The sequence below is a fragment of the Bacillus sp. LNXM12-1 genome, assembly GCF_003004375.1.
Lineage (GTDB): Bacteria > Bacillota > Bacilli > Bacillales > Bacillaceae > Bacillus.
Genome location: NZ_PVWX01000001.1, coordinates 294,269 through 318,933, shown reverse-complemented (window position 1 = coordinate 318,933; position 24,665 = coordinate 294,269). Strand labels below are relative to the sequence as shown.

Below are 24,665 nucleotides of genomic sequence, written 5' to 3'. Positions count from 1 at the left end.
AACTAACGAACAAATTGATTGTCAATGAAAATTCACACAATTAACATGCTTTTATCAATTAGACATAAAAAAGACAAACTCATTTGATCTGAGTTTGTCTTTTTTTATTTATTTTGTTTTCGGGACGACTTTGAAAACGGACATCCGTTCTTCATCAATTTCTTCCTCTAAAATTTGCTGAATGTCGGCTAATTGGATTTGTTCCAGCATGGTCACGACATCAAATAAGCTCATGTCTAAAAATGCATATCGAGTGAATTGGTTCGCAATGTATTCGGGAGAGTTCATGGCTTTTAAAAAGCTGCCGATTTTCTTCTTGCGCGCGAGCTCAATTTTTTCTTCTGACATCAAGTTCTTTGCTTGAAGAAGTGTTTCTTTTAATACTTTTGCCAGTTGATCAGGATCATTTGTATCTCCGCCAACTGACGTGAAGCCAAAGCCGCCTTCTTCCGTATAATCGTAGCTGAAGGTCTCATCAATTAAGCCTTTTTCATACATTTGTTCATATTGTAAGGAGCTTTTACCAAACAGCGTCTCTAAAATGAGATTCATCCCGAGCTCATGTTTTAGCAGCTCATTTCCTTTTTTATGAGGATTCTTTGTTTTCAACCCGAACATACATTTCGAGCCTTGTACGTTCATTGGAAGTTCGTATTCTTTTCGGTACACACCTTCAGGCTCATTGATGTCTTTTCGTTTGATCTCTGGCTGGTCTGTAAATGGCTTTTTCGCCTGATTCGCTCTGACTTGATCTAATATTTGCTTTGGATCAACGGGACCGACAACAAATAGAAGCATATTGCTCGGGTGATAGAACGTTTCATAGCATTCATACAAATGATCTTTTGTAATCGGAGCAATACTTTCTACTGTTCCAGCAATATCAATTCTCACGGGATGCTCTTGATATAGATTTTCAATCAGACCGAAGAATAAACGCCAGTCCGGATTATCATCATACATGTTAATCTCTTGACCAATGATGCCCTTTTCTTTTTCGACCGTTTTTTCAGTAAAATAAGGCTCTTGAACAAAATCAATGAGCGTCTCAAGATTTTGTTCGACATTTGAGGTGCTTGAGAATAAGTAAGCTGTTCTCGTAAATGTCGTAAAAGCATTTGCGGATGCTCCTTGTTTGCTAAATGTATGAAATACGTCTCCATCTTCTTTTTCAAACAGTTTATGCTCTAAGAAATGGGCAATTCCGTCAGGCACTCGAATCATGTCTTCTTTGCCAAGCGGCACAAATTCGTTATCGACAGAGCCATATTTGGTTGTAAAAGTCGCATAGGTTTTGTTAAACCCTTGCTTTGGGAGCACATAAACGTCAAGTCCGCTCTCCATTTTTTCGTGATAGACCGTTTCTTGCAGCTGGTCGAATTGAATTGTTTTCACTGTCATGAAGCACCCTCCGTTCCTTTAAGAAAATAGGTCGTATCCCATTCGATTTTCTGACCCACTTTGATGATGTCCTCTTTTGTCACTCGGTCAAGTGCTTGTAAAAAGGAATCAAGCGTTTCTCCTGTTGGCACAACGGCATGCTGATACAGGTATTCTGCTGTCCCATAAGATGTATCGATCGTTTCAAGTAGCTGATTTTTGACGACAGCCTTTGTTTGGTCAATCGCTTCATCTGAAAAATCACCCTTTTGCATCGCTTCAAATTGTTCTTTAATAATGTCTACTGCCTGCTGGTAGTTGCCGACTTCAATTCCTGACATGACCATCATCAAGCCTTTAAAGCTCTCAAGTCTAGACACAGCGTAGTACGCAAGACTTGCTTTTTCCCGAACATTGATGAATAGCTTCGAATGCGAGAAGCCGCCAAATATGCCATTAAACAAATGCAGCGCCGGATAATCTTCATCTGCAATCGTCGTATGCGTGCGAAAGCCGATATTCAGCTTGCCTTGCTTCACGTCCTCTTCATCAATGACTTCTTTTGCTTCTTTTTGCGTTCTTGTTGACTCAGCGTGTTGTTTGACCGGTTCTCTATCACTTGTTTTGAAGTATTGAGAGACCATTCGGCTGATGTCTTGTTCGTCAACATCTCCCACAACATAAAGATCAAGCTGATTCGATTGAAGCGCATGCTCATAAGCTTCAAAAAGCGAGTGAGCTGTGATCGTTTCGATATCTTCCATTTCTCCATTGACGTGCAGTGCATATGGTTCACCTTTGCACATTTCCTGCACAAGCCTTAAGTTCGAGTAACGCATTTTATCATCATACACTGCTTGAATTCGCTGTTTTAAAGTACGTTTTTCTTGATCTACATATAATTGACTAAACGCTCCATCTTCAACATACGGATGGAATAGTAGATCAGATAGTAAAGCAATTCCTTTTTCTAGTAAAGGTGTTTGATCCTTTAAATATTTTTCATTCGCCATTTCCAGGCGGAAGGTAATGATGTGATTCTCCCCTTTTTTCGCCATGTCTGCTGAAACAGTAGCACCATAAAGCTCATCAAAATAAGCACGCAATTCTCCTGTTTTCGGCATTTTTTCTGTTCCTCTTAACAGCACATGCGGGAAAAGTGAACGCATGGTGACGTCATCTTTCGATAGAGGCGCAAGCATTTTAAAAAGGATTGTGACCGTTTTAAATTTTTCTGTTTTGACAATATGAGTATGAAGACCAGGTGTGTCTAGTGTCTTCTCTTGTAAGTACGTCATGAGAAACCTCCTTTGTTCATCCTATTTATTATGTATTAGAACATAGCTGATATATACGTGAAACAGCCATTTAATAGACATTATATCAATCAGAGGAAAGGATAGGAAATAAAAACGCCTCTGCTATGAGCAGAGGCGCCGGTCGTTATTTCATTCTAAAAGGCCACCAATTCCATTTTCCAAAAATACGAACCATGACCGGAATAAAGAGAGGTAATACAACAAACGCATATAATAAAAGTCCAATGAGTATGACCGTTGCAATTTCAACAAGTGATAATACACCAGACGGCAGCATGGCGGCGAAGGTCCCCGCTAATATCGCGACTGCTGAAATAATGACAGAACCCATATTTCTCATCGCTGATATCATTGATGCTTGCACATGCTCTCCCTTCCATTCATTAAAGCGATCCATTAGGAAGATCGAATAATCAATGCCAAGGGTGACAAGAATGACAAAGCTGAAAAATGGGACAGCCCAGCTAAGACCGTCGTAGCCAAAAAATGTTTTGAAGATCCATTCTGTTAATCCGACGGAAGTAAAATACGTTAAAATGAGTGAAAGTGTTAAGTATATCGGCATGACGATTGACCGTAATAATATAATTAAAATGATAAAGATGCCAACTAACATGAAAATGACCGTTCGAATAAAGTCACCGTCAGATGTTTCTTTTAAATCTACATTTAAACTTGAGATACCAGACACACCGTAATTTGCATTCTTTAACCCGCTGACAGGTAAATATTGATCAAGGGTGTCCTCAATTTTGGCAACGCCTTTCATCGCTTCATTGCTGTATGGATTCACATTTAAAATAACTTCTAAGGTTGTTAATTTACGATCTGGAGACATATACGTTTTAAAGATTTGCTTAAATTCATGGCGTTTCAGCACTTCTTCTGGAATAAACCAGCCCGTTATTTCTTCATCTGGCGCTTGCTGAAGCTGCTTTAAATAGCCGTCCGCCTCGGTGAAGCCGCTTTTGACCTGCTCGAGCCCTTCAATACTTTCACCTAATCCATCTGTTAATAATGTAAGTTTTGATGAGAGCTGATTAAATCCTTTTTTGATGGCTTTTTGTCCGCCTGTCAGTTGATCTGCGCCATCTTCAATTTTAGGCATTTCTTTAATCAATTGTTTTTGTCCTTCATTTGTTTGTTCAAGACCGTCATAAATTTGATCGAGCCCGTCCATGAGTGCTTGCACTTGGCGTTTTACGTCTTTTTGCTTGCTTGATAAGGTTTGAATTACTTGATCTGCTTTTTTGATCTTTTGTTTAAAGTGAGAGGCTTCCTCTTCATACACACTCATTTGGTCCCCAGCTTGATCAAGCATTTCTTTTGTGTCTTTGAATACTTTCTTGATTTCTTTATATTCATCCATATCTTTTACTTCTGGAAGCCGTTTTTCAAGTGCTTCAAACGATACATTTTCATAGGAATTTTTTACTTTTTTAATGGTGGTCATCAGCTGCTGATTGGATTTCGCATGACGTTCTAGCGTACTCACCATTCGCTTAAGCTCTAGAATCATCGCTTCACTGCTGCGATATTCTTGCTCTAATTCCTTTTTCGCTTCTTTGATTTTACTTCGGATGGTCCCGACGCCATCTTTACTGCGCCTTACCCCATCTTCTAAAGAGATCAAGGACTCCCTTACTTCTCCAATTCCGCTTTTGATCGCTTTTGTTCCATCAATCAGCTGATCAATGCCTTTAGCGGATTCTTGAATTTTTGGTTTTTGTTTGAGAAGGGCAAGATTTGTTTCGGTCAGGCCATCTGAAATTTTCCCGATTCCTTCGTGGCCTTTGCCAAGTTCTCCTCCCAGCTCTTTTGCTTGAGAGGTGACGTAAAGCTGACTTAGCCCGTCTCCAACAGGCCTAGTGACACTGCGGACTGTTTTTACTTCGTCAATGTCATTTAATTTACGGGTCAGTTTTTCAATCATGACAATCTTTTCTTGGTTATCTAACTTATTGTCACTTTCAACAAGTACATTCAGGGGCAGCGCTTCCCCAAAGCCAAATTGCTCTGATATCGTATTAAATGCAGACACTGATTCATACTTTGTCCCAATCTCATTTAAGCTGTTATAAGAAAGAGTTCCGTCATACATCAAAATAGGAGGCACAGTAATTAGTGCAACTAAACCTAAACTGATCAGCGGCCTTTTAAATGAAAAACGCCCAGCCCATTCCCACATTTTACTTTGCGGGTGGCGAATGTTTTCTCTTTTAGATGGCCAAAAAAGGGATTTTCCGAAAACAGACATAAAAAAGGGAACGATGGTGACTAGGGCAATCAGCAGTATGCCAACTCCAACAGCAACACTAACGGCTGATTGATACAATTGAAATTTGGCAAACCCAATGCTTGAGAAGCCGACTAACACGGCTAAGCCACTGAAAAAGACCGTTTTCCCTGCACATTTATATGTGATGATAATCGACTCTTTGACATCACGACCTTGTCCGATCTCTTCTTTAAAACGGCTTAACAGCAAAATACAATAATCTGTTCCTATACCGAACATAATAGCTACCATAAAAATCTGAGTAAAATTAGATAGAGGAAATTGCATATATTCTACTAGAAAAGCCACAATACACCGGCTGACGGCATAAGAAATGCCGATTGTAATGAGCGGAACAACAGGTGCCAAAATCGATCTGAAAACAATGATTAAAATAAAGAAAATAAAAATCATCGTAATAAGTTCAGTTTTCTTCAGACCTTGTTGAGAGCTTTTAATGACATCTGAATCCACAAATTTTTGACCCGTCATTTCATATGAGACATGATAGGGCTTTAAAACTTCCTCAATTTGTTCTTTAATCTTCACAGCTTTTGTTTCGTAGTGGTCGAATTTGAATGGAACAAGAAGTGTACTTTTATCCTTTGATAAAAGTTGTTTTTGAATGTCCGGATCTACATGAAAATACGAAGTAATTCCGTCAATGTGGAGGTCTGGGGCATGAGTCATGAGTGCAGATAAAGCCTTTTTTAATTCCTGCTCTTTCTCAGGGAACAGATGTTGTTCGGAGAATACAATCACACCCGTATCTTTTTTCCCGTTATGATCTGATAGCTTATCCAATAAGTGAAGTGCCTCAGCTGTTGGTGTCCCCTCCGGAACCTTTAATTGCCCTTTTTCTCTTGTTAATTCCTCTAAATTAGGCGCAGTAATAAACAGAATCACAGCTGTTATCATCCACACCACTAATACAATCCATCTTGCTTTAATTATTTGCAACATAGCTGCTTCAAGCTCCTTCTAGTTCATCAATCAATTTGCTGTATTTGAGCGTGTCTGAAGTGCTGACTGCGTCTCCTTCAACGTGCTAATGGCAGGATGACCTATTCAATTGTCTTTTCGTGTTGAAGAAACACATATTCATCATCAGCACGCGAGCTCAATTTCTGCCTGAAGAAAGACAGAAAATGAATGTTTTTGAACACCTCCTATTTGGGATAATTTAAAAGATATTACTATACATTAGTTTAACTATCAAAATTTTACATGTCAATTTATAAAAAAGAAAAAAGATGGCAAAATACCGTCTTTTTTCTAGATTAAACCGTTTTTAATTGTTCACTTTCATCCTTTTCATCTGGCTGGATGAAGAAGAGGACCAAAAATAGTGAAATAAGACTGCAAATGGTCGAGAGAATAAAAACGATGGAGTCCCCTTTATCCATGAGATAGGCGTAAATCGGAGGTCCTAAAGCGACACCGATAAAACGCATACTGCTGTAAAATGACGTAATGGTTCCGCACTGCTCTTTTTCGATTCCTTCTGTGATCAGGGCATCAAGTGCAGGCAGTACAATACCGATGCCAACACCGCCAATGCTTAAACAGATAAACAATACGTAAAAGCTGTGATTCCACCATAAAAACATATAGGAAAGTGATAACAAGGCCATGCCTATGATTATAAAGATTCTCATTTTCCCTTTTTCTTTTCCAATCGTTTTCCCAGCAATGTATGAACTGATGGATAGAAAAAGGAGCGGGATACTAAGCAGGAGCCCTTTTTTGACACCCTTAATTTGATAAGCTGCCTCTAGGTTATCAGATAAGTAAAAAAGCACACCAAAAAGAAGAAACATAATAAAACCGCCAATTGCAAAAATGGCATAAAGCCAGCGTCCCTCATGCTTAAAAATGGTCTTTGTTGATTTTAAAAATTCTTTGAATGTAGGCGGGTCCTCCTCTTTTTTCGCGGACTCTACCATGAACAGTACCATGAGAAAGCTGATGATTGAAAAGAACGGAATAAACCAAAACGGCACAAACCAAAACCATGAAGCCAGAAGCGCCCCAATAATCGGGCTTAATACCTTTCCAGCTGTGTTAGAGGTTTCGATGGCGCCAAGTCCCGCACTTACTTCTTCATCATCATGAAACAAATCTCCTATAAACGGCATCACGACAGGTGCTGCCCCGGCTGAGCCAACACCTTGAAGGACCCTTCCAAATAGAATCCACATGTAGGGTTCTTTCATGATCGTTGAGGCAACTGCTGCCACAGCCCCACCAAGACCTGCGATTAACAGACACGGCAGGAGTACCTTTTTACGCCCGATTCGGTCCGATAAATAGCCGGCGATTGGAATACATAAGATCGCTACAACAGAGTATACCGTAATAATGAGGGAGACTTGAAAGGAAGTGATGGAGAGTGTCTTTTCTATCTCTGGCAATACAGGTATTAACATCGAGTTCCCAAGTGTCATGATTAGAGGCACTGATGATAATGCAATAATATTCTTTTTACTGACTGTTTTCTCGCCCAACATCATTCACCCAATTCTATATACTGTTACGTATTAGTGTGGCAAGTTTTACGGGTATTATGTATGGGCAAACAAAAAGCAACCGCTTATGGAAGCGACTGCTTGTTAAAATCGTTTACGTATCACATGAAAGCTGAATTTATCCGCTCGAAAATAATTAAGCGAGTATAAGACCGGCTGATCATCCTGATCATAGTGCATTTGTTTCAGTAATAATAATGCTGTTTCAGGGTCACATTCGAGTATCGGTGAAACCTGATCGTGGTAGCCGATTGGTTCGATGTCAGCAACTGCATATTTAATCCCGCTGTGTGGTTCTCTTCCAAACAGCTCAAAAAGAGACTCTTCTTCATGTGTAAAAGAAGCGGGAAGATGCTTGACCGGAATTTTATCTAAACAATATACCACTGGCTGTCCATCTGCCGTTCGAACGCGTTCCATTGAAAAAATCTCATCAGATTCATCACACTGAAAACGAATCACATCATTCTCTGTTGGCTCCCCTTCTTGCGAGGATAAAAAGATGGTACCAGGCGTCATATTGACCTGCTCGATCATTTTCGTGACACTTGCCAGCTGTTCTATGCCTGTTGAAAAGAGTGGTCTAGAGTTGACGAACGTTCCCACACCATGCCTTCTAATTAAATACTTCTCTTCTTCTAATACACGAAGGGCTTCACGCAGTGTCGCTCTGCTCACGCCTAAAAGCTTTGAGAGCTCAAACTCAGAAGGCAGCTTTTCTTTTTCTGCATATACGCCTGTTTGTATATCTTCTTTAATACGGTCAATCACTTTCAAATATAAATGGCGATTGTCTGTTTTGGTCGACATGTTTTCCCTCCGTCTAATCAATGCAAATGATAAGATGAGAAATCTCTATTCCGAGATAAGTTGAACACAACTATATCATGTTTTTGCAAATAAATAAATAGTCTGACTTCCAGTTAACATAATCATACTATCGTTTACTTCTTTTTTAGGAAAGCTCTCTTCGATTTATGAAGAGAGCTCGTCATATTGTTCTTTTGAGAGCAGGACTTCTCTCGGTTTACTTCCTTCATAAGGGCCGACAACGCCTCGCTCTTCCATTGCGTCAATCAGGCGGGCCGCTCGGGTATAGCCGATGCGGAATCTTCTTTGAAGCATAGAGACAGAAGCCGTCTGCATGCCGATGATGAGTTCCACTGCTTCATCATATAAATCGTCATCCACAGCTGTAAGCTGATCCTGCGTTTCTTCAGTTGGAATCATTTCTTCTTGATATTGTGCTTTTTGCTGGGTGATCACATGATCAACGACATGCTCCACTTCTTCATCTGATAAAAAGGCGCCTTGCACACGAACCGGTTTGTTTGCACCTACCGGTAGAAACAGCATATCCCCTCTGCCCAGCAGTTTTTCTGCGCCACCCATATCAAGGATCGTCCTTGAATCTGTTTGCGAGGACACGCTAAAGGCGATGCGAGATGGGATGTTGGCTTTAATGACACCTGTAATGACATCGACAGAAGGTCTTTGTGTAGCAATAATTAAATGAATCCCGGCAGCACGAGCCATTTGCGAAAGTCTTGTAATGGAATCTTCTACATCAGAGGAAGCGACCATCATTAAATCTGCAAGCTCGTCTACAATGACGACAATATAAGGAAGTTCTGGCTGTTTGGCCTCTTCTGATTGATTCATTCGTTTAATGTAATCATTGTATCCTTCAATATTTCTTGTCCCCGTATGAGAAAATAATTCATAGCGGCGCTCCATTTCGCTGACTACTTTTTTAAGTGCCTGGGAGGCTTTCTTAGGGTCCGTTACAACGGGAGCGAGCAGATGCGGAATGCCATTATACACATTTAGTTCAACCATTTTCGGATCAATCATCATCATTTTCACTTCATGAGGTTTCGCTCTCATGAGAATACTTGTGATAATACCATTGATGCACACACTTTTTCCGCTTCCAGTCGAGCCTGCTACAAGTAAATGCGGCATTTTGTTCATTTCAGCCAGCACAGCTTCACCAGAAATATTTCGGCCCAGTCCAATCAGCAGCTTGGCGTTTGGACGGTCATTTTGCTTTGATTCTAATACCTCTTTTAAAGAAACCATCGCGATTTCTGCATTAGGAACCTCAATACCGATGGCTGATTTACCAGGAATCGGCGCCTCAATCCGAATGTCTTTTGCTGCGAGAGCAAGGGCTAAGTCATCACTTAGATTGACGATCTTACTTACCTTCACGCCGACATCTGGATAGACTTCATATTTGGTGACCGCCGGTCCTAAGTGGACCTGTGTAACTTTTGCTTTTACACCAAAGCTTTGAAACGTTTTTTCAAGCTTTCTTGCATTTTCGTATATATTTTTCTTGTCTGTTTGCTGCCCTGAGTGCTGCGGCTCTGCCAAAATATCAAGTGACGGCAATTCGTAATCTTTGTTTTCAAGTTCAGTAAATGTCATCGGCGGCGCCTCTTTTGGTTCATCAGCAGAATCTGATGGAACCGGTGCATTTTGCACAGACTCTTGAAGAGGCTCTGTCTCTTTTGCCACCTGCTCTTTTTGAACGAGCGGGGTGAGAATGTCATCTCTGTCAGCAAAGCTTGAGATAATCGGCTGGCTATTGTCAGAAACCGGCGTTTCCTCTTCGATCAAGATCTGATCATCATCGTCCTCTTTCTGAATACGAGACCGTTTTTTCTTTTCACCTGTTTTTTGAGGGGGCGCGCTCTTTTTCGCCTGCCTGATTCCTTTCATATCTTCAACAAACGCTTTCCACTGCTTCACCATAAATTGTGAGACAGGCAGTGTCACTTTTTTCACCATTTCTTGAAGAGAACGATTTGTAATCAGCACAATTCCAATCAGCATCAGAACGATTGCCATAATTTGAGAGCCTGCTTGTGCAAATAAGAAATAAGAAGCAGCAAATAATACGGCACCGATCATGCCGCCTCCTAAATCAGGCGACCCAGTCTCACCTTTCATGTCCATCAAGAAAAGCTCAAATGTATTTCTCATCACACTTTGAGAGCCTATCGCGCCCGCAGATGAGAGGTGCTGAAAGAGCTTCACATGAGACAAAAGCAAGATACTCGCAATGATGCAGTATAGCCCTGCTTTTCTCCTTGTCAACATATCTGGGATTTGTTTTTTCCAGAAGATGGTCACGCCAAAAAGAAATAATCCGATAAGGCAGAGAATGAACCATTCACCTGCAAAGAATCGGAATAAATGTACGAAGGTTTGTCCAACGACGCCTAGCTGTAAAATGGCAATGATCGCTATGGCAATACAGACTAACCCATTTAATTCATATTTCAGTTTTAGCTGTTTATTTTGTTTTTTTCTCGTTTTCCGTTTTCTCTTTTTAGCCATACTCATCACCTTACTACGAAAGAAAATATAACCTACCGAAAGATCAGAAAGAAAGCAGCCTGGTTTTGGCTGCATCTTGTTGTAAGTTTTCCCTTTATTATAGCATAGAATCATTCATATGAGTCGGTTTGATTGGTGCCTAATTGTAACTTCAATCGCTTGCCTGGTGCAAGCTCTTGATTCAGAAAGTCCATTGGATTGGTACTCATGACTTGAACAATTTCTGCTTCATCCTCTTTCATTTCAACCATAACTGGCACGCCTTGGATGTTTACCTGTTGAAGTTTGCGATCTCCTTGTTCCTCCGCGTAAATGGCTTCATATGGCATAGGTGTATATAAAATCATTGGATCAGCCCCTCATTTTGAGATGCCCTGTCTCCAATCAGTTCGTTCAACTTTTTAATCGCTTGTCCTACGCCGCCTACTTCATTCATGAGTCCGTATTCTGCTGCCTCATGACCAACAACATTTGTTCCAATGTCTCTTGTCAAATTGCCTTTTGAGAACATGAGCTCTTTAAACTTCTCTTCTGTAATATTGGAGTGGCTTGTTACAAAGTTAATGACTCTTTCCTGCATTTTATCTAAGTATTCAAAGGTTTGCGGGACACCAATCACTAGACCAGTTAAACGCACAGGATGAATGGTCATCGTGGCTGTTTCTGCAATATAGGAATAGTCACACGATACAGCAATCGGGACACCAATAGAGTGGCCGCCGCCAAGTACAATCGATACAGTCGGTTTCGATAAAGATGCAAGCATTTCTGCAATCGCTAGTCCCGCTTCAACATCGCCGCCTACTGTATTTAAGATGATCAAAAGACCTTCAATTTTCGGGTTTTGCTCAACTGCGACGATTTGCGGAATGACATGTTCGTATTTGGTTGTTTTATTTTGTGGCGGAAGTTGCATGTGGCCTTCAATTTGTCCAATAATGGTAAGGCAATGTATATTTGTATCTTGCGGCAGCTGTGGTATGGCTGTTTCACCAAGCTGCTGTATTTTGCTCATAATGCTGTCTTTTTCTTCTGGCTTTCGCTCAGGCTGCTGTTCATTCTTTTCGTCCATTTGTCTCCATCCTTTCCTCAAACTCTCCTTCTATTATGAACAAGAAGGCCGTATTCAATCCGCATTCCTAGCGCCACATCAAAAAAGCCCAAAGAGCTTATGCTCCTTGGGCTTTCTCATCACACTTCCATAATAATTGGAATGATCATCGGCTTACGTTTTGTTTTTTCATATAGGAATTGATTAAGTACGTCGCGCATGGATTGTTTCAATGTTGACCATTCAACAATTGAGTTTTCCGTTTGCTCTTTGACAATTCCTTTGACCATTTCTGTCGCTTTTACAATCAGCTCTTCGGATTCTCTGACATACACAAATCCTCTTGTGATGATTTCAGGTCCAGAAATTAATTGTTTCTTTTGTTTATCAAGCGTAATAACGACAATTAAGATACCATCTTGAGACAATAGGCGTCTATCGCGTAACACAATGTTCCCGATATCACCAACGCCAAGACCATCGATCAAAATATTGCCTTGGTGAACTTTTTCACCGATTTTTACGTTCTGTCCTCTAAACTCCACAACATCCCCTTTATCAATCAAGAAAATGTCACTTCGTTTCATTCCCACTTCTTCAGCAATACGAGAATGTGCTTTTTGCATACGATATTCACCATTCACCGGAATTAAATACTTTGGCTTTAGTAAGTTCAGCATCAGCTTTAACTCTTCTTGGCAGCCATGTCCAGAGACATGCACACGTTTTTGCGCAAAAATGACTTGTGCGCCGCTTCTTGTGAGGAAATCCACTGTTTTTGAATATGTGAGTTCTTGTCCTGGAAGAGGTGTAGATGCAATCACAACAGTGTCATCTTTTTCAATATGAAGCTGTTTGTGATTTTGTTTTGCCATTTTTGTTAAAGCAGCAAGAGGCTCTCCGTGGCTTCCAGCTGTGAGGACGACCACATCGTTTTTCGCCATTTTCTTCACTTCTTGAACTGGTACAAATAATTCTTCGTCTGCTGTGACATAACCAAGTTTGATCGCCAGCTGAAGAATCGTCATCATATTCTTCCCTGCTACGGCAAGCTTACGGCCATTTTGATTCGCTGCATTAATGATCTGCTGCACGCGGTTAATGTTCGATGAAGATACAGCGACAATTACTCGATTTTCAGCATTGTACATCGCATTTGAGATTTCGTCTTGGACGAGCGCCTCAGAAGGTGTATAACCTGGTTTTTCAGCATTGGCACTGTCTGAAAGTAGTGCTAAAACGCCATTGTTTCCAATTTTCGCAATCTCTCCGATGTCACAGGCTTGGTTAAGCGCTGGGGTTTGATCAAATTTAAAATCACCTGTGCATACGATTGAACCAAGAGAGGTTTTGAAGCTGATCCCAACTGAATCAGGGATGCTGTGATTCGTTCTAAAGAATGATACCTTTGTTGTTTCAAACGTAATGACTGATTTCGCATGTACCTCACGTAAATCAGCTTTTTGATTGAAGCCATACTGCTTTAATTTTTCTCGAAGTAACGCAAGGGTCAGCTTCGTTCCGTAAACTGGTACAGACAATTTGCTTAAGCAATGGAATACGCCTCCGATTGCTTCATCATGTCCGTGGGTAAGAAAAATTGCTTTCACCCGATCAGCACGTTCTGTTAAATAAGAGATATCAGGAATAACGACGTCAATGCCTAGCATTTCGTTTTCTGGATGCATCAAGCCTGCATCTACCACATATATGTCGGAATCAATTTCAATGACATATAGGTTTTTCCCGATTTCTCCAACGCCTCCCAGTGCAATAATTCTTACGTTCTCTGTATTTTTCTTTTTCAAAATTCTTATCCTCCTAGTCTCAAGCCCGTCCATCATCGCTTAATGCTATTATAACTGAATCTAATTTTAGAAAACAAGATGAAGTCACATTTTAAGAAAGTGTTTATGTATAAAAAACGGTCATACTCAGGGACATCTGAGAATGACCGCTTACGAAATCTTTTGTTTTGATCAGCTGTTTAAGACGCTGCTTAAATCCAGTCTCTCTTCTTCTGACAAAGGTAAAAGCGGAAGACGAACAGATCCGACATCTAGTCCTTTCAGCTGAAGAGCTGTTTTGACAGGCGTTGGATTTGGCGCTGTGAAAAGCTGTTTCATGATTGGGAGCAGCTTTTGATGGATCAATGCGGCATTGGCCGTTTGACCTGAAGCATAGCTTTTCAGCATTTGCTGCATATCAAGCCCTACGATATGAGACGCCACAGAGACCACTCCTTTTGCACCAACAGATACAGCTGGAAGTGTTAAGCTGTCGTCACCTGAATATACATCGAAATCTTCTGGTGTCTCTGCAATGATTTTTGTCATGGCATCAAGATCACCGCTTGCTTCTTTGATCGCGACAATGTTAGGTATTTGCGCAAGTTTAATGGTTGTTTCTGGGGCTAATGACGCAACCGTTCTCCCTGGTACATTGTAAAGCATGACAGGAAGAGATGTAGACTCGGCAATGGCTTTAAAGTGTGCATACATGCCTTCCTGTGATGGCTTGTTGTAGTAAGGTACGACAAGCATCACTGCATCAACGCCCGCTTCTTCTGCTTTTTTCGTTAGTTTGATAGACGCATTTGTATTATTACTGCCTGTTCCTGCAATGATTTTACAACGACCATTTGCTAATTTCACCGATTGCTGAAAAAGAGCGACTTTTTCTTCAGTCGATAAAGTTGGCGATTCGCCTGTTGTCCCTGCAACGACTAAAGAGTCACTGCCGTTTTTTAATAAGTAATCAATGAGAATTGATAGCTTTTGGAAATCAATGTTGCCCTTTTTATCAAAAGGTGTAATCATAGCTGTTGCGATATTTCCGAAATTCATTTTTTTCACCTCATCATGATTCAATCACATTTATCTTGAAAGTTCAAACACTTCGTGCAGGGCATTGACAGCCGCTCTCATGTTTTCTTCGTTCACTAGCACCCAAATGGTTGTATGGCTGTCAGCCGATTGTAAAATCGGAATGTTTTGCTCGGATAGAGCCGATACAATTTTAGATGTGACACCTGGTACACCCATGATGCCTGCGCCAACAGCTGATACTTTTGCACAATTTGTTGTCACAATTGGCGTATAGCCAAGATCTTTTAGGATCGATGTTGCCTTTTCAGTCATTGCACCTGTCACTGTATACACAATCTCACTCGGTGTAATGTTGAAGAAGTCGACACTGATTTGTGCGTTAGCCATAGCCTTGAAGACCTCTGTTTGGACGCTGTACTGCCCTTCTTTTGCCGGGACCTTGATTTGCGTCACATCATTGACATGTGCAATACCCGTAATGAGGCGGTCGTACACATCATGGCTCATTTTATCTGAGTAGTGTGACGTGACGAGTGTGCCCTCATCATCAGAGTATGTTGAACGGACCCTCATTGGTACTTTTGCTTGCATCGCAATTTCGACAGCTCTCGGGTGAATGACTTTCGCCCCTTGATATGCAAGGTTGCAAATTTCCGTATATGTCACGACTCTGAGCGGCTTTGCATTTTCAACAATGCGGGGATCTGCTGTCATGACGCCTTCTACATCTGTAAAAATATCAATGAAGTCTGCCTGTAATGCAGCACCTAAAGCAGCTGCGGACGTATCACTGCCGCCTCGTCCGATTGTGGTCACGTCCCCATTTTTCGCAGCTCCTTGGAACCCAGCAACAACGACAACATCATGTTCAGACAGTGCCGCCTCGAGACGTTCACACTTCATATCAATAATTTTCGCACTCGTATGCTCCTTATCTGTCACAAAGCCCGCCTGTGCGCCTGTCATTGCTACAGCCTTTAGCCCGTTTTCATTCAGCATACTTGAAAACACAACAGCTGAAATATTCTCTCCGCAGGAAACGAGCAAGTCTTTTTCTCGATTTGTCATATGCTGCGCGCTGCCATAAAGCAGACCAAGCAGCGTATCTGTCGCATAAGGGTCGCCTTTTCGTCCCATTGCGGAAACGACGACAACCGACTTATAGCCTTTCTCTTTTGCCGATAAGATATGTGCAAGTGCCCTTTTTCTACCTTGATCATCTTTGACAGATGTACCGCCAAATTTTTGGACAATTATTTTCACTGTTTTCACTCCAAGTTCATTCTGACGTAACAGAAGAGAGCAGGCGAAAGATGCCTAACTCTCTTCTGTTCGTCCTCATCATCCATTGAATGTTAAACTAATTTTAATGCTTTTAAGCTTTCTGCAATTTGAACTGAGTTCCATGCAGCGCCTTTTAGCAGGTTATCAGATACAATCCACATATGGAACCCGTTTGGACGGTCCAAATCTTTCCGAATGCGGCCGACAAATACGTCGTTTTTTCCAACAGCATCTGCAGGCATTGGATAAATTTGCTGAGACGGATCATCTTGCAGTGTAATGCCTGGTGCATCTTTAAGAATTGACTTAATGTCGTCAACTGTTGCGTCATTTGATTCTAGTTCGACGTAGACAGATTCTGAATGTCCTGTTTCAATTGGAAGTCTCACACATGTTGCCGCTACTTCTAGCTCTGGCATATGCATAATTTTTTTCGTTTCGTTGATCATTTTCATTTCTTCAAATGTATAGCCATTGTCTTGGAATTTATCAATTTGCGGAATCGCATTAAATGCAATTTGATAAGGCATGACTTCCGGCTTTACATCTTCTTTATTTAAAATGGCTTGTGATTGGCTGTATAGTTCGTCAATGGCTTCATGTCCTGCACCTGATACGGCTTGGTAAGTGGACACGATGACTTTTTTCATGCCATACGCCTGACGAAGCGGTTCTAATGCCGCTACCATTTGAATCGTTGAACAGTTAGGGTTTGCAATGATTCCTTGATGGTCATGCAAGTCTTTTTCGTTTACCTCTGGTACGACAAGAGGGATGTTTTCGTCCATACGAAAAGCACTTGTGTTGTCTACAACAATCGCACCTCGTTTGACTGCTTCAGGAGCTAGCGCCTTGGAAACATTTCCTCCAGCACTGAATAATGCAATGTTCACTCCTTCAAAGCTTTCAGGTGTTGCTTCCTGAACGGTATACTCTTGACCTCTGAATGTCACTTTTGTTCCAGCAGAACGTTTTGAGGATAGTAGAGTCAGTGTATCCATTTCAAAATCTCTGTCAGCTAGTGTTTTTAACATTTGTTGACCGACAGCTCCAGTCGCTCCAACTACAGCTACATGCAATCCTCTTCCCATCAGTAAAACTCCTTCCGACCCATCCATGATTCTTTTCTTTCGGATGGCCATCCTATGACTTTTTACATTTTATTTTACCATAGAAAAGCAAGGCTTGAAGCATCTTTTTTGAATCTTTCATGATTTTCTAGTGAATCTATTATTCGTTTGCTCCAATTAAAATCGGCTGAATTTGTCTATGCTGGAGCGCCTCTTCTACTGTTTGAGAAAGCAAATCCATGTTTGCGACCATGGAGGTCGGTTTTTTAAATGGATCATCTTGGCCAAATGGAATAAAGAAAATATTCTTTGTCGACATCAGCCTCATCAGATTTGTACCATTTAAGCCTAGCGCATCATTTGTTGAAATTCCTAAAACGACAGGACGATGATTTCGAATGGTTGCTTTTGCAGCCATTAAAACAGGGCTGTCTGTCATGGCATTTGCGAATTTCGCCATCGAGTTCCCTGTTAATGGAGCAATGACCATACAATCAAGTGGCAGCTTAGGTCCGAGCGGCTCTGCTTTCACGATTGAGTCAATCGCCTTAAAACCAGTCAGCTTCTCAATCCGCTCAATCCAGTCAGCCCCATCTCCGAATCTTGTATTCGTACTCTGGACCGTATATGACACCACTGGACGCACTTCTGCTCCTTCTTTTACAAGTGCTTCGATTTGCGGATAAACAGCTTCGTACGTACAGTGGGAACCAGTTAAGCCAAAGCCGATTCTTTTCCCTTTTAATGTTGTCATGATTCCATCCCCCTTTTTTCCTCTGCAAGTTCACATAAGAGCCCAGAAAGCACTTTTGCAATGATTTGCCCTGCTGTCTTTGGTGCAACAATTCCCGGGAGTCCTGGTGCAAGAAGCGCCTTCACTCCGTGTTTTTGTGCAAAGTCAAAGTCTGTTCCCCCTGGGCGGGAGGCGATATCCAAAATGAGTGTCTTTGGTGTCATACTGACGATGACAGATGAATCTAATACAAGGCTTGGAATGGTATTGATGATGATATCTACATCCGTTACTTCTTCTTTTAACCGGTCCATTGAAAATGGATCGAGTCCCATTTCAAAGGCCCGCGCTAAATGCGCTGTATCTGCTGCCCCTACTTTTACGTCCGCACCGAGTGCCCGAAATGTGCGGGCAATGGTGAGTCCTGTTCTTCCGAGCCCGAGGACAGCAACACGTGATCCATGAATCGTATAATCCGTTTGCTGAATGGCCATCATGATAATCCCTTCAACTGTTGGAATAGAGTTATATATGGCAATATCATCTCGCTCAAACAGCTTCACAAGTTTTCGGTTCACCTGCTTTGCCAGATTGTCTAAGTACGTATTAGAAATACCTGAGTACAAGGTACAATGGGCAGGGGTTCTTTCTAAATATGTTGCTTCTAGTAAAACCTGTTCATTTGAGAAAACTGTCGCGACAACACCTTCATCCGTTGCCCCTGATACTGGCAGGATCATACTGTCTACCTGTTCGAATGGAAGTTCTGACATTTTTAGCTTTTCAGCCCCAATAAATCCGTGATCCAGCTGATCAAATCCAACCAAAAACACTTTGGCATGCTGCTGTGACAGCTTGCGAATAATTTCAAGCTGCCTTGCATCTCCCCCGATCACCGCAACCGTTAAACCGCTCAACATACTGACCGTTCACCTTCTTTATTTAAAAAAGTCTGTAATATTTTCTGAATCTCCCTTCTAGCATATGAGGAGAGGATTCAGCCTGTGAACAAATCGGAGAGAGAAAAGAAAAAGAGCACCCATTTATGATGGATGCTCTTTTTCTCCGGGTGGCTGAAGTGCTTCAGGCACATCGATTATGATCATATCTGATCCTATTTTTTGAATGTGATTCCACGGGACGCGGATGTCATTTCCTTGCTTTCGAAAGCCAAACCACTTCACCGAAGGTATGATGAGTGCTGTTATTTGACCGTCCAGTTCATTGATTTCAAGGTCGGTTTGTCCAAGCACGCCAAGCCGCTCCGCTCTTTTGATATCGACGATCTCTTTTCCTGACAGCTCACTTAGCCTCAAAATCGCATCACTTCCCTTCCGTATCATATATGCAGCCACAAGAAGAAATAGACCGTCCCGCTTTTTCAAGTTATGAATGATGCCAATTTGAATACCAAGCTGGTTTCAGTAGATGAAAGCGATCATGGTCTGCCAGCATTCTCTCCACTCGGTTCACCATTTCTTTTACATGTTTAGGGTCATAAGAAAGCGTCCATACAATAGAAGAAAAGCAGCTCATTGCTGTATAGATGGAAAAAAGAAGCCAAAAATCGTCTGTGGCCTGCGTACTTACATAGTAATCCAGTTGCCCTGCTGAAAACGGAATACTGCTTTCTCGACTAAATAAGGACAATTTATAAAAGTCATGAACCGGGTCACCCCAGTCAGATTGATCAAAATCAATCACGCCGGCATACTCACCTCCTTGAATGATAATATTCCCTAAATGAAAATCATCATGCTGGAACTGGTTCGGTCTCGCCTTTACCGCATCAGCATGTGATTTGATAAAATCTAATACGAATTGATCTTGAGCAAAAGTTACTCCACTTGATTGATAGGCATGTACATACCGTTCATGTTTCGCCATGACTCTCTCATCCCATGGCGCGACATGAGAAGGTGCGTGACATGTATGCATGAAACTCAGCTCTCTGCCTGCCCGCCTCCCGATTTCATACTGCTCTTCATTTGTGAGCAGATGGATGGATGCTCTAGCATTCTCTCCTTCAATCAAGGAGAAAATACGATAGGTACAGTTAAGTTCAGCATTCATTCCAATCTCCATCACTTCAGAACATAGAAGCCCTCGATCTTTTAACTTTCGCTGAACTGACGCTTTTCTTTTAAAGCTGGAATACGTTTTGAGGTTTGATAGCTTGAGCACTAGCTTTTCACTAGAGGATGTTGTGACGAGATAAGTACGGTTTCCTGAAAAGCCAGATGTCATCGGCTGGAAGGAGATGGCTTGTGTCAGAAGCGGAGAGAGGCGTTTCAGTTTTTCATGTTCCATGAAAGCAGTGCTCCCTTCTTCTTTATATACAATAAAACGGCAGACCTCTTAGAAGCCTGCCGTGTTGTTTACATTATGATGGCTGATCACCCGTCGGACTAATAAGCGAGAGCGCATAATCTTCTGTAAAGATTCGTTTTGATAAGTTATTCACGCCGTCTAATGTGACGTGGTTGATTTCGTCAATAATTTCATCGAGTGTACGATGTTTGCCAAGGAGCAGTTCATTTTTACCGTTTCGGCTCATCTTGCTGTTTGTGCTTTCAAGGCTGAGCATGAGGTTCCCTTTCATTTGCTCCTTAGAGTTTTCAAGCTCTTTTTGCGTGATTCCCTCACGTTTTAAGACGTCTAATGTTTGTAAGATGGTTTCAGAGAGCAGGTTTAACTGCTTCGCTCCAGTCCCGCCATAAATCGTCAGCATGCCGTTATCTGCAAATGAACTGTGATAGCTGAAAACGGAATAAGCGAGTCCTTTGTCTTCTCTTACATCCTGGAACAAGCGGCTGCTCATGCTTCCGCCAAGAACATTGTTTAAGACGATTAAGTCATAGATGCCTTTATCTCCAGCTGGGAGGCCATTAAAGCCCATGCATAGATGCGCTTGCTCTGTTTCCTTTTTGCGTGTGAGCTTGTCATAGTGAAATTGCGGCGCTTCTAAAGGCTGTTTTTTCCCTTTCGTTTCATACGAACCGAACAACTTTTCAACCTCTCGAATGAAGGTGTCATCCACATTCCCTGCAACAGAGATCACAACGCGGTCCGGCGTGTAGAATTCATCCATATAAGCTCTAAGAGAGCCTCCGTTAAAAGTAGAAAGTGTTTCTTCTGTTCCTAAAATCGGGAAGCCTAAAGAATGATCACCATAAATCGCTTTGCTCAACAGATCATGAACGATATCATCAGGTGTATCCTCATACATTTTGATTTCTTCATAGACTACATTTTTTTCTTTTTTCAGCTCTTCTTCATCAAAAGCGGAGTGGAAGAACATGTCGCTTAATACATCGAGGGCGTAGCCAGCATGTGAATCAAGCACCTTTGCATAGTAGCAAGTGTATTCTTTTGACGTAAAGGCATTCACTTGACCACCAATGCGGTCAAAGGATTCTGCGATATCACGTGCAGATCTCGTCTTTGTCCCTTTAAAGAACATATGCTCCAGAAAGTGTGAGATTCCATTAATTTCTGGTGTCTCATGTCTAGAACCAGTTCCAATCCAGACGCCAATTGCGACAGATCTTACAGTGGGATTGTTTTCAAGTACAATTCTTACTCCGTTTTGGCATGTATACGTTTTGACCAAGTTTTGCTCCTCCTATTCAACAAACAGATCGGATCACGGATGTCTTTTTTCACTTAGGAGGTCTGAAACCGTTCCTAATTCATATCCTCTTTCCTTAATTTGAGTGATAAGTGCGTCAAGACTTTTCGCCGTCGAATCTGTTGGATGCATTAATATCATCGCCCCATTGTGAATTTTCCCAAGCACCCGTTTTTGTAATATGTCTGGTGACGGTTTTTGCCAGTCAATGGTGTCTACCGTCCACATAATGGTTTCCATTCCTTCTTCAGCAGCGAGTTTCACTGTTTCTTCTTTAAAGCTGCCGCTAGGAGGGGCGAACCACTTCGGTTTTTTTCCAAGGGATTCTTCAATTTGACGATTCGTTTTGGTAATTTGCTCTAATGCTCGTTCTCTTGTCAGTGTGCGCATATCCGGGTGATTGTATGAATGGTTTCCAATTTCATGACCATCTGCCACGATTTTTTTAGCAAGATCCGTGCTTTTTTTCACCCATTTGCCCTCTAAGAAAAAGGTCGCCTTGACCTGATGCTTTTCCAGTGTCTTTAACATCTTGATTAAATGCTCGTCACCCCAAGCCACGTTGATGAGGAAAGCATTCATTTTTTTATCTGGATGTCCCTTGTAAATGGGCTCAGCACCAAGTTCGTGTAAATGAATAGAAGGTTTTGTTTCATTGAAAACAAGCAGCTTTTCATCAAATGACCCTTGTTTTTTCATTTTTTCATAAGAGGCATCGATATTGACTGTCTGTCCATTTAGACCAGGCATCTTTTTCCACACTTTATCAATCTTAGCATTTTGCGCCTTCACTTCATAGTCAGAAGACTTCGATTCAATCTCTTGATATAAAATATCTTTTGAAACAGATGCAACCTCAGCATGCTCTTTCATTGATTCAATATATGTAACAGCAGCCGGCTGCTTCATCGTTTGATATGACACGAGCAGTAAAAATACAAACACAATGAATGGTAACGTTTTTTTCAATGGCTGTCCCTCCCCTTTACCACAAATTATGATGGGGAGAAACAAGCTAGAACTATTGTTAGCGCAAGAAAAGAAAGAAGCCTGGTACGGATACCTGGCTTCTAACACATTTCATTAAGACTGTTTTTCTTCTTTTTCCTTTTCTTCACGTAAAACAGCTTTGCGAGAAAGGTTCACACGGCCTTGTTTATCGATTTCAGTGACTTTGACAAGTAATTCATCGCCAATCTTCACGACATCTTCTACTTTGCCTACACGGTCAAGCGCAAGCTCAGAAATATGAACAAGTCCATCTTTGCCGCTGAAGATTTCAAGGAAAGCACCGAATTTTTCAATGCGTTTTACTTTACCTAAGTAAAGTTGCCCCACTTCAACTTCTCTCACAAGATCTTCAATGATTTTCTTCGCTTTTTGGTTCATGTCTTCTTCTGTAGAAGAGATAAAGATTGTACCATCTTGTTCAATATCGATTTTCACACCGGTATCTTCAATGATTTTATTGATTTGTTTACCGCTTGGTCCAATGACATCACGAATTTTATCAGGATTGATCTTCATCGTTAAGATTTTTGGTGCATAACGAGACAATTCTCCTCTAGAAGCAGGAATCGTTGACAGCATGCTTTCTAAGATTTCCATTCTTCCTTTTTTCGCTTGTTGGAGAGCTTCCTCCAAGATGTCTTTTGATAGACCATCGATTTTGATATCCATTTGAAGCGCTGTTACACCTTTTGATGTACCGGCAACTTTAAAGTCCATATCGCCAAGTGCATCTTCCATTCCTTGAATGTCTGTCAGCACTGTGTAGTATTCACCAGATTTCACAAGCCCCATTGCAATCCCTGCAACTGGTGCTTTAATTGGAACACCCGCATCCATCATCGCAAGTGTGCTTGCGCAAATACTTGCTTGTGAAGTAGATCCATTTGATTCTAGTACCTCAGACACAAGGCGAACCGTATAAGGGAAATCTTTTTCAGATGGGATCACTGGTTCTAATGCACGTTCACCTAGCGCTCCATGTCCGATTTCACGGCGGCCTGGGCCACGCATTGGACCTGTCTCACCAACACTGAATTGCGGGAAGTTGTAATGGTGCATGAAGCGTTTCGATTCTTCAACGCCTAGACCGTCAAGAATTTGCACATCGCCAAGTGCACCTAATGTACAAATACTGAGCGCCTGTGTTTGTCCTCTTGTAAATAGACCTGAACCGTGCGTTCTTGGCAGAAGTCCTACTTCTGAAGAAAGTGGACGGATTTGATCTACACCGCGTCCATCTGGACGTACTTTCTCTTCAGTGATCAGACGGCGAACTTCATTTTTGACAAGCTTGTTTAATACATCCTTCGCTTGTTTAATCGTCGCTTCGTCGCGATCTTCTTCTTCAAATTTCTCAACCACAGCTTTTTTCACAGCACTGATTGCATCCTCACGTGCATGCTTCTCATGTACTTGAATCGCTTTCAGCAGGTCTGTTTCAGCAAGTGCTTTTACTTCGTCTGCTAACGTTTGATCTACTTCATATAAAGGAATATCGATTTTTGCTTTACCGACTGCCTTGACAATTTCCTCTTGGAATTCGATTAAGCGTTTGATCTCTTGGTGACCATACATGATGGCTTCAAGCATTGTTTCTTCTGGTACTTCATCAGCACCAGCTTCGACCATGTTGATCGCATCTTTTGTTCCAGCGACTACAAGGTTGATGTCACTTTGTTCAAGCTGCTCTACATTTGGATTGATGATCAGCTTTCCATCAACTCGTCCTACTGTAACGCCGGCGATTGGTCCCTCAAATGGAATGTCAGACACACATAATGCTAAAGATGAGCCAAACATTGCAGCCATTTCAGATGAACAATCTTGATCCACACTCATGACGATACTAATGACTTGTACTTCGTTTCTAAATCCATCTGCAAATAATGGACGGATTGGTCTGTCAATTAAGCGGCTCGCAAGGATCGCTTTTTCACTTGGACGGCCTTCTCTTTTAATGAAGCCTCCAGGAATTTTACCTACTGCGTATAATCTTTCTTCGTAGTTCACAGTGAGCGGGAAAAAATCAAGTGGTTTTGGTTCTTTAGAAGCTGTTGCTGAGCTAAGCACAGCTGTATCTCCGTAGCGTACGAGGACCGCTCCGTTTGCTTGCTTTGCAAGCTGGCCAGTTTCAACTGTCAGTTGACGTCCAGCCCAGTCTATGGTGAAGACATGTTTCTCTTGTCCCATTCTGAGAAAAACTC

General features: G+C 41.6%; 19 protein-coding genes. All 19 read right to left on the bottom strand.

Annotation, left to right across the window (positions count from 1 at the left end):
• Positions 1 to 108: 108 nt before the first annotated feature.
• Positions 109 to 1,401 carry an EF-P 5-aminopentanol modification-associated protein YfmH gene (gene yfmH / locus C6Y07_RS01600; RefSeq protein WP_106072727.1) on the bottom strand — a complete coding sequence of 431 codons (1,293 nt, stop codon included), beginning with the start codon at positions 1,399 to 1,401 and terminating at the stop codon, positions 109 to 111.
• The gene (gene yfmF / locus C6Y07_RS01595) at positions 1,398 to 2,678 is read right to left on the bottom strand and encodes an EF-P 5-aminopentanol modification-associated protein YfmF (RefSeq protein ID WP_106036802.1); all 1,281 of its coding nucleotides are present in this window, start codon (positions 2,676 to 2,678) and stop codon (positions 1,398 to 1,400) included. The genes yfmH and yfmF overlap by 4 nt, the downstream gene beginning before the upstream one ends.
• 145 nt (positions 2,679 to 2,823) lie before the next feature.
• The gene (locus tag C6Y07_RS01590; RefSeq protein ID WP_106156156.1) at positions 2,824 to 5,940 is read right to left on the bottom strand and encodes an MMPL family transporter; all 3,117 of its coding nucleotides are present in this window, start codon (positions 5,938 to 5,940) and stop codon (positions 2,824 to 2,826) included.
• Positions 5,941 to 6,257: 317 nt separating this feature from the next.
• Positions 6,258 to 7,487 carry a bacillibactin exporter BcbE gene (bcbE, locus tag C6Y07_RS01585; RefSeq protein ID WP_223254136.1) on the bottom strand — a complete coding sequence of 410 codons (1,230 nt, stop codon included), beginning with the start codon at positions 7,485 to 7,487 and terminating at the stop codon, positions 6,258 to 6,260.
• A 102-nt stretch (positions 7,488 to 7,589) separates the two neighbouring features.
• Positions 7,590 to 8,315: a GntR family transcriptional regulator gene (locus C6Y07_RS01580; RefSeq protein ID WP_060596309.1), complete on the bottom strand. Its 726-nt coding sequence runs from the start codon at positions 8,313 to 8,315 to the stop codon at positions 7,590 to 7,592.
• A gap of 165 nt (positions 8,316 to 8,480) precedes the next feature.
• The gene (locus C6Y07_RS01575; RefSeq protein WP_060596307.1) at positions 8,481 to 10,853 is read right to left on the bottom strand and encodes an FtsK/SpoIIIE family DNA translocase; all 2,373 of its coding nucleotides are present in this window, start codon (positions 10,851 to 10,853) and stop codon (positions 8,481 to 8,483) included.
• Between the two features lie 110 nt (positions 10,854 to 10,963).
• Positions 10,964 to 11,200, bottom strand: a complete 237-nt coding sequence (locus C6Y07_RS01570; protein ID WP_060596305.1) for a YlzJ-like family protein — start codon at positions 11,198 to 11,200, stop codon at positions 10,964 to 10,966.
• Positions 11,197 to 11,925, bottom strand: a complete 729-nt coding sequence (locus C6Y07_RS01565; RefSeq protein ID WP_034662249.1) for a ClpP family protease — start codon at positions 11,923 to 11,925, stop codon at positions 11,197 to 11,199. The genes C6Y07_RS01570 and C6Y07_RS01565 overlap by 4 nt, the downstream gene beginning before the upstream one ends.
• A gap of 119 nt (positions 11,926 to 12,044) precedes the next feature.
• On the bottom strand, positions 12,045 to 13,712 hold the full coding sequence (gene rnjB / locus C6Y07_RS01560; RefSeq protein WP_060596304.1) for a ribonuclease J2: 1,668 nt from the start codon (positions 13,710 to 13,712) through the stop codon (positions 12,045 to 12,047).
• A 171-nt stretch (positions 13,713 to 13,883) separates the two neighbouring features.
• Positions 13,884 to 14,750 (bottom strand): 4-hydroxy-tetrahydrodipicolinate synthase, encoded by an 867-nt coding sequence (dapA, locus tag C6Y07_RS01555; protein WP_044142095.1) that lies wholly within the window; start codon positions 14,748 to 14,750, stop codon positions 13,884 to 13,886.
• A gap of 30 nt (positions 14,751 to 14,780) precedes the next feature.
• A complete protein-coding gene (gene dapG, locus C6Y07_RS01550; RefSeq protein ID WP_034662253.1) occupies positions 14,781 to 15,995 on the bottom strand; it encodes an aspartate kinase in 1,215 nt (404 codons plus the stop codon).
• 92 nt (positions 15,996 to 16,087) lie between these two features.
• Complete coding sequence (gene asd / locus C6Y07_RS01545) at positions 16,088 to 17,107, bottom strand: aspartate-semialdehyde dehydrogenase (protein ID WP_034662256.1); 1,020 nt, start codon at positions 17,105 to 17,107, stop codon at positions 16,088 to 16,090.
• Between the two features lie 139 nt (positions 17,108 to 17,246).
• Entirely contained in the window at positions 17,247 to 17,840 is a 594-nt protein-coding gene (gene dpaB / locus C6Y07_RS01540) for a dipicolinate synthase subunit B (RefSeq protein WP_060596299.1), read from the bottom strand.
• Positions 17,837 to 18,739 (bottom strand): dipicolinic acid synthetase subunit A, encoded by a 903-nt coding sequence (dpaA, locus tag C6Y07_RS01535; RefSeq protein WP_003212195.1) that lies wholly within the window; start codon positions 18,737 to 18,739, stop codon positions 17,837 to 17,839. The genes dpaB and dpaA overlap by 4 nt, the downstream gene beginning before the upstream one ends.
• A 123-nt stretch (positions 18,740 to 18,862) precedes the next feature.
• Complete coding sequence (locus C6Y07_RS01530; protein ID WP_106038838.1) at positions 18,863 to 19,135, bottom strand: YlmC/YmxH family sporulation protein; 273 nt, start codon at positions 19,133 to 19,135, stop codon at positions 18,863 to 18,865.
• Positions 19,136 to 19,205: 70 nt separating this feature from the next.
• Complete coding sequence (locus C6Y07_RS01525) at positions 19,206 to 20,129, bottom strand: aminoglycoside phosphotransferase family protein (protein ID WP_106038732.1); 924 nt, start codon at positions 20,127 to 20,129, stop codon at positions 19,206 to 19,208.
• A gap of 73 nt (positions 20,130 to 20,202) precedes the next feature.
• Entirely contained in the window at positions 20,203 to 21,432 is a 1,230-nt protein-coding gene (locus C6Y07_RS01520) for a M16 family metallopeptidase (protein WP_106036798.1), read from the bottom strand.
• A gap of 33 nt (positions 21,433 to 21,465) precedes the next feature.
• The gene (locus tag C6Y07_RS01515; protein WP_223250457.1) at positions 21,466 to 22,359 is read right to left on the bottom strand and encodes a polysaccharide deacetylase family protein; all 894 of its coding nucleotides are present in this window, start codon (positions 22,357 to 22,359) and stop codon (positions 21,466 to 21,468) included.
• 174 nt (positions 22,360 to 22,533) lie between these two features.
• Positions 22,534 to 24,651, bottom strand: a complete 2,118-nt coding sequence (pnp, locus tag C6Y07_RS01510; protein WP_106038733.1) for a polyribonucleotide nucleotidyltransferase — start codon at positions 24,649 to 24,651, stop codon at positions 22,534 to 22,536.
• Positions 24,652 to 24,665: the final 14 nt, after the last annotated feature.

Coding starts and splice junctions, on each gene's coding strand:
- dapA (WP_044142095.1), bottom strand. CDS start 14,750: ATGAATTTCGGAAATATCGCAACAGCTATGATTACACCTTTTGATAAA.
- asd (WP_034662256.1), bottom strand. CDS start 17,107: ATGGGAAGAGGATTGCATGTAGCTGTAGTTGGAGCGACTGGAGCTGTC.
- C6Y07_RS01570 (WP_060596305.1), bottom strand. CDS start 11,200: ATGATTTTATATACACCTATGCCATATGAAGCCATTTACGCGGAGGAA.
- pnp (WP_106038733.1), bottom strand. CDS start 24,651: ATGGGACAAGAGAAACATGTCTTCACCATAGACTGGGCTGGACGTCAA.
- C6Y07_RS01515 (WP_223250457.1), bottom strand. CDS start 22,359: ATGAAGCAGCCGGCTGCTGTTACATATATTGAATCAATGAAAGAGCAT.
- bcbE (WP_223254136.1), bottom strand. CDS start 7,487: ATGTTGGGCGAGAAAACAGTCAGTAAAAAGAATATTATTGCATTATCA.
- dpaB (WP_060596299.1), bottom strand. CDS start 17,840: ATGACAACATTAAAAGGGAAAAGAATCGGCTTTGGCTTAACTGGTTCC.
- C6Y07_RS01565 (WP_034662249.1), bottom strand. CDS start 11,925: ATGGACGAAAAGAATGAACAGCAGCCTGAGCGAAAGCCAGAAGAAAAA.
- C6Y07_RS01525 (WP_106038732.1), bottom strand. CDS start 20,129: ATGGAACATGAAAAACTGAAACGCCTCTCTCCGCTTCTGACACAAGCC.
- dpaA (WP_003212195.1), bottom strand. CDS start 18,739: ATGTTGAGCGGTTTAACGGTTGCGGTGATCGGGGGAGATGCAAGGCAG.
- C6Y07_RS01575 (WP_060596307.1), bottom strand. CDS start 10,853: ATGGCTAAAAAGAGAAAACGGAAAACGAGAAAAAAACAAAATAAACAG.
- yfmF (WP_106036802.1), bottom strand. CDS start 2,678: ATGACGTACTTACAAGAGAAGACACTAGACACACCTGGTCTTCATACT.
- C6Y07_RS01590 (WP_106156156.1), bottom strand. CDS start 5,940: ATGTTGCAAATAATTAAAGCAAGATGGATTGTATTAGTGGTGTGGATG.
- yfmH (WP_106072727.1), bottom strand. CDS start 1,401: ATGACAGTGAAAACAATTCAATTCGACCAGCTGCAAGAAACGGTCTAT.
- C6Y07_RS01580 (WP_060596309.1), bottom strand. CDS start 8,315: ATGTCGACCAAAACAGACAATCGCCATTTATATTTGAAAGTGATTGAC.